Below are 5,347 nucleotides of genomic sequence, written 5' to 3'. Positions count from 1 at the left end.
GTTTTCGAGGTGTCCACAGATTCTGTGTAAGACACCTAAACCTGTGGGAGCTGGCTTGCCAGCGATGGGGCCAGTCAGGGCGGCACAAACTGACTATTCGACGCGCATCTCACCACTGAACACCAACGTGTTGCGGCATCGGCGACACAGGTAACGCCGCCCCTGCCGCACCAGGCTATGGCGCTGCGCCGAAAACGGGAAATCACTGTCGGCGCACGGGCATTTATAGATATAGCGGGTCACGCTGCGGCGCTTGATTGCATAGGTGTGGCAGCGATCCGGCGGCAGTTCGTAAACGCCGCGCATGATCAGTTGCCATTCCTCGCCGTGGGGCTGAATGCGCTCGCCAAACAACTGATGGGCGATCAGGTGCGCAACTTCGTGGGCCACGGTCTGCTTGAGGAAGTGCTCGGTGTTTTCCCGGTATAACTGCGGGTTGAAGCGCAGCAGGTTCTCGTGCAGATGCGCGACACCGGCCTTTTGCCCGCGCAGCTTGAGGCTGACGACAGGGCGTGGGAAGGAACGTTTGAAAAAGGATTCTGCGAGTTGGTAACAGTCTTCGACGCGGGTATTGAGTTGCTCGGGCATGCTTGATGGATCTCCAGAGACGTCGAGTATGCCGTAACGCCCCGGACTTGCGAATCGCCGAGCTGCCGAATGGTCATCCGGCAAACGACAAGGCCGCCTTGCGGCGGCCTCTGATTGGTTTAGCGAGTCAGTTCGTATAGACGGGACCAACGCCCAGCCCCCAGACGATCACGGTGAACGCCATGATGGCAACCAGCACCACCAGACCCACCGCCAGCACCGAGCTGGAAAACAGGAAGCCTTCATCCGACGGAATATTCATGAACGTCGGCAGCCCCACGTACAACAGATACACCGTGTAGCAGATGGCCGCCGTGCCGACGATCATTCCCAGCCACATGTGCGGATACAGCGCCGCCAGCCCGCCGACGAATAACGGTGTTGCGGTGTAGGTGGCGAAGGCCACACAACGGGCCAGACTTGGATTGGCGTCGTAGGTGCGAGCCATCCAGTGCACAAAGGCGCCCATGACCGCGACCCCGCCGAGCATGGCCAGGTACGACATGACGGTCATCCAGATCGCGCTTTCGACGGTGAGCATGACCGGCGCGCGATTGCCGATTACCCAGCCGACCTGTGTGGTGCCGATAAAGGCCGAGACAGCGGGGATAGCCGCCAGAATCAGCGTGTGTGTCAGGTACATGTGGCTGATGCTTTCCTCTTGGTCGCCACGGATTTCCTTCCATTCCTGATCGGGGTGGGTAAAAAGTCCCACTACGTGATGGATCATGCCAGTCACTCCTCTTGTTATTGCCATCGCCCCCCAGCGGAGCGCCTACGGGCCAAGGTGGCCGAGCAAATACAGGTCTTCAGATTGTGTGCGACCTTATGTCGCAGTATAGAAAGGTCTTAACCGCACAGGTATTAGGGGCTTAGAGCAAATCGCGCTGTAAAAACAGGGCGTAATCGCCTCGGGGTCTGTAAACGTTCCATCTCCGGGCTACGACAACCTGTGCCCACAACCCCGGGGTTTTTGCGTAAAATGCCGGCCTTTCGTCACACCTCACGGATTTCGCGTCATGGGCACTCTTACGGTCAACCAGAACAAACTGCAAAAGCGCCTGCGCCGCCTGGCCGGCGAAGCGGTCGCCGATTTCAACATGATTGAAGATGGCGACAAGGTCATGGTCTGCCTGTCCGGGGGCAAAGACAGCTACACCATGCTCGACGTGCTGCTGCACCTGCAGAAGGTTGCCCCGATCAAGTTCGAGATCGTCGCGGTGAACATGGACCAGAAACAGCCGGGCTTCCCCGAGCATGTGCTGCCGGCCTATTTGAAAGAACTGGGCGTTGAGTACCACATCGTCGAGAAAGACACCTACTCGGTGGTCAAGGAGCTGATCCCGGAGGGCAAGACCACCTGCTCGCTGTGCTCGCGTCTGCGTCGCGGCACGCTGTACACCTTCGCCGACGAAATCGGCGCGACCAAGATGGCCCTCGGTCACCACCGTGACGACATCGTCGAGACGTTTTTCCTCAACATGTTCTTCAACGGCAGCCTCAAGGCGATGCCGCCGAAGCTGCGCGCCGATGACGGTCGCAACGTAGTGATCCGTCCACTGGCGTACTGCAACGAGAAAGACATTCAGGCGTATTCGGACCTCAAGGAATTCCCGATCATCCCGTGCAACCTCTGCGGTTCGCAGGAAAACCTGCAGCGTCAGGTGGTCAAGGAAATGCTGCAGGACTGGGAACGCAAGACCCCGGGCCGAACCGAAAGCATCTTCCGCAGTCTGCAGAACGTGATCCCGTCGCAACTGGCCGACCGCAATCTGTTCGACTTCACCAGCCTGAAGATCGACGAGACCGCCGCTTCGCGCTTCGTCAACGTCGTCAACTTGTAAACACATTTCAAATGTGGGAGCGAGCCTGCTCGCGAAAGCGGTGCGTCATTCAACTGATTTGTTGACTGATCCTCCCACTTCGCGAGCAGGCTCGCTCCCACATTGGTTTCTTCGCTTCATTCAATAGGAGAGGGCATGCGCGATTACAAGTGGCTGCACGAATACTGTCTGAACCGCTTCGGTTCGGCGGCTGAACTGGAAGCCCATCTGCCCGTTCCCAAGACCCCGGCGCAACTGCGCAAGATCAGCGACGACCGCTACCTCTCGACCATGGCCCTGCGCGTGTTCCGTGCAGGCCTCAAACACAGTCTGGTCGACGCCAAGTGGCCAGCCTTCGAAGAAGTGTTCTTCAAGTTCGACCCGGAAAAAGTCGTGCTGATGAGCGCCGAACACCTTGAGCGTTTAATGCAGGATGCGCGGATCATCCGTCACCTGGGCAAGCTCAAGAGCGTGCCGCGCAATGCGCAGTTCATTCTTGATGTAGAGAAAGACAAGGGCAGTTTCGGTGCGTTGATCGCCGACTGGCCGGTGACCGATATCGTCGGTCTGTGGACTTACCTGAAAAAGCACGGTCATCAACTGGGTGGGCTGTCGGCGCCACGGTTTTTGCGCATGGTCGGCAAGGACACGTTTGTACCGAGCTACGACGTGGTCGCCGCGCTGAACGCACAGAAGATCGTCGACAAGGTGCCGACCAGTCTGCGCGATCTGGCGATTGTGCAGGATGCGTTCAATCAATGGCACGAGCAGAGCGGCGGGCGGGCGATGAGCCAGATTTCGATGATGCTCGCGTACACAGTGAATCATTGATACCGAGTCGCCCCAATCGCTGGCAAGCCAGCTCCCACAGTTTTTTGTATTGATCACAATATTGTGTTTCAACACCGACCCTGTGGGAGCTGGCTTGCCAGCGATGGCGATCTGTCAGGCGACGGAGATTTCTCCTTCGCCAGCAAGCTTGCGATTCAACTGATACCGCCAGCGCACATACAGCAGCGCCGAGCAGAACACCGCCAGACTCGCGACCATCTCCAGCACACCAAACAACTGCCGGTTCGGGTCATACGCCGCCAGTGCGCCCTTGATGAAATACAGATTCACCACAAAACACATCCACGAATGCCCGCGGGCGCTGCCCATGATCATTGCCGGGGCGAGCACGATCCATGGGATCAACTCGACCAGCAGAATCACCCACGGCCGCGCGCCGTGCAGATCGGCGAACAGCAGATAGTAGGCCGCCAGCAGGCCGGCGAGGGCGAAGAAGCTCAGCAGGCTAATCACCCGCATCGCCTTCACTCGTGGCTCCAGCCACTCGACACTCGGCAGAATCTTCGGCTTCTTCGCCATATCAGCCCACCAGTTTCTGAGCGGTTTTCGCCAGCCGCAGACCCAGCGCGCGACACAACGCCACTTCATGCTGATCGAGAGCACTTTTGCCGTCAGCCCCAGCGTGATGACTGGCACCATAAGGCGTACCGCCGCCCTGGGTTTCGAGCAACGCCGATTCGCTGTACGGCAGGCCGGTGATGAGCATGCCGTGGTGCAGCAGTGGCAGCATCATCGACAGCAGGGTGGTTTCCTGGCCGCCGTGCAGGCTGGCGGTAGACGTGAACACGCCAGCCGGTTTGCCGACGAGGGCGCCGGTCAGCCAGAGGTTGCTGGTGCCATCGAGGAAGTATTTCAGCGGCGCGGCCATGTTGCCAAAGCGTGTCGGGCTGCCGAGGGCCAAACCCGCGCAGTTCTTCAGGTCATCGAGCGTGGCATACAACGCGCCTTCGTCCGGGATGTCCGGCGACACCGCTTCGCACTCGGTGGAAATGGCTGGCACCGTACGCAGGCGTGCTTCGAGGCCGGCCTGCTCGACACCGCGGGCAATCTGCCGGGCCATCTCATTGGTCGAGCCGTTGCGGCTGTAATACAGCACCAGAATGTACGGCGCGCTCACGGCAACAACTCCAGCACATTTTCCGGCGGACGACCGATCACGGCTTTGTCGCCGACTTCGAGAATCGGCCGCTCCATCAGTTTCGGGTGCTGAGCGATGGCGTCGATCAATTGCGCTTCGCTGAGGCTTTCGTCAGCCAGCTGAAGCATTTTGTATTCATCTTCCCCGGTGCGCAGCAACTGATGCGCGCTGATCCCGAGCTTGCCGAGCAGGGCCTTGATTTGCGCGGCATTCAGCGGGGTTTCGAGGTAACGCACGACGTTCGGGGTCAGGCCGCGGGCTTCAAGAAGCTCCAGCGCGCCGCGGGATTTCGAGCAGCGCGGATTGTGATAAAGCGTCAGATCGGTCATGGCGGGTCGCTTCTGGCGTAAAGTGGCGGCTATTCTAACTGTGCAGCGCGCAATCCAGAACCTTCGGAGGCAATGGGTCGCAGGCGCCTTCAAATTTTCACAAGGAACACGACATGACACGGCGATTGGCAGCGGCATTGACGATAATCGGGGCGTTGATGCTGGGGGGCTGCGGCAATGATTACGGTATCGACCAGAACGGCCAGAAGGTTGCGTCGGAGCGTCTGGACAAACAATGGGTAGTGCTGAACTACTGGGCCGAATGGTGTGGTCCGTGCCGGACCGAGATCCCGGAACTCAATCATTTGGCGGATGAGCTGAAGAGCAAGAACGTTGGCGTGTTCGGGGTAAACTTCGACAATGTGCAGGGCGTGGAGCTGAAAGACGCCAGCGAAAAGCTGGGCATCAAGTTCACCGTGCTGGCGCAGGATCCGGCGGAACTGTTCGAGTTGCCGCGCAGTGAAGCGCTGCCGGTGACGTACATCATCGACAACAAGGGTAAGGTGCGGGAACAGTTGATGGGCGAGCAGACGGCGGCGGGGGTGATGGCCAAGCTTGAGGCGTTGCAGGCGACCAAGTGAGTTGCCGCTAAAGAGTAACCCTCACCCCAGCCCTCT

The 5,347-nt window shown here is 59.2% G+C and carries 8 protein-coding genes; 3 read left to right on the top strand and 5 right to left on the bottom strand.

The window, feature by feature from the left end:
• Positions 1-93 precede the first annotated feature (93 nt).
• Together PMI23_RS09525 and PMI23_RS09520 are read right to left on the bottom strand one after the other, a co-directional pair.
• On the bottom strand, positions 94-588 hold the full coding sequence (locus tag PMI23_RS09525) for a SprT family zinc-dependent metalloprotease (protein ID WP_007917517.1): 495 nt from the start codon (positions 586-588) through the stop codon (positions 94-96).
• A gap of 127 nt (positions 589-715) precedes the next feature.
• The gene (locus PMI23_RS09520; RefSeq protein WP_007917515.1) at positions 716-1,318 is read right to left on the bottom strand and encodes a Yip1 family protein; all 603 of its coding nucleotides are present in this window, start codon (positions 1,316-1,318) and stop codon (positions 716-718) included.
• A gap of 289 nt (positions 1,319-1,607) precedes the next feature.
• Here PMI23_RS09520 and ttcA point away from each other — a divergent pair, with 289 nt between their 5' ends.
• Both ttcA and PMI23_RS09510 read left to right on the top strand, forming a co-directional pair.
• A complete protein-coding gene (gene ttcA / locus PMI23_RS09515; protein ID WP_007917513.1) occupies positions 1,608-2,432 on the top strand; it encodes a tRNA 2-thiocytidine(32) synthetase TtcA in 825 nt (274 codons plus the stop codon).
• A gap of 135 nt (positions 2,433-2,567) precedes the next feature.
• Positions 2,568-3,242: a DNA-3-methyladenine glycosylase I gene (locus PMI23_RS09510; protein WP_007917512.1), complete on the top strand. Its 675-nt coding sequence runs from the start codon at positions 2,568-2,570 to the stop codon at positions 3,240-3,242.
• A 114-nt stretch (positions 3,243-3,356) separates the two neighbouring features.
• Here the strand turns inward: PMI23_RS09510 and PMI23_RS09505 are convergent, their stop codons facing one another.
• The 3 genes from PMI23_RS09505 to arsC are packed head-to-tail and all read right to left on the bottom strand — an operon-like array spanning position 3,357 to position 4,730.
• Positions 3,357-3,782 carry a DUF2069 domain-containing protein gene (locus PMI23_RS09505; protein ID WP_007917509.1) on the bottom strand — a complete coding sequence of 142 codons (426 nt, stop codon included), beginning with the start codon at positions 3,780-3,782 and terminating at the stop codon, positions 3,357-3,359.
• A 1-nt stretch (position 3,783) separates the two neighbouring features.
• On the bottom strand, positions 3,784-4,380 hold the full coding sequence (gene wrbA / locus PMI23_RS09500) for an NAD(P)H:quinone oxidoreductase (RefSeq protein ID WP_007917508.1): 597 nt from the start codon (positions 4,378-4,380) through the stop codon (positions 3,784-3,786).
• Entirely contained in the window at positions 4,377-4,730 is a 354-nt protein-coding gene (gene arsC, locus PMI23_RS09495; protein ID WP_007917501.1) for an arsenate reductase (glutaredoxin), read from the bottom strand. The genes wrbA and arsC overlap by 4 nt, the downstream gene beginning before the upstream one ends.
• A gap of 113 nt (positions 4,731-4,843) precedes the next feature.
• Here arsC and PMI23_RS09490 point away from each other — a divergent pair, with 113 nt between their 5' ends.
• The gene (locus tag PMI23_RS09490; protein ID WP_007917494.1) at positions 4,844-5,311 is read left to right on the top strand and encodes a TlpA disulfide reductase family protein; all 468 of its coding nucleotides are present in this window, start codon (positions 4,844-4,846) and stop codon (positions 5,309-5,311) included.
• The last annotated feature ends 36 nt before the right edge of the window (positions 5,312-5,347 follow it).

Origin of the sequence: Pseudomonas sp. GM24 (genome assembly GCF_000282235.1) — a bacterium.
Classification (GTDB): domain Bacteria; phylum Pseudomonadota; class Gammaproteobacteria; order Pseudomonadales; family Pseudomonadaceae; genus Aquipseudomonas.
The sequence above is the reverse complement of the archived record's forward strand: the minus strand, read 5'-3'. Positions and strand labels throughout refer to the sequence as shown.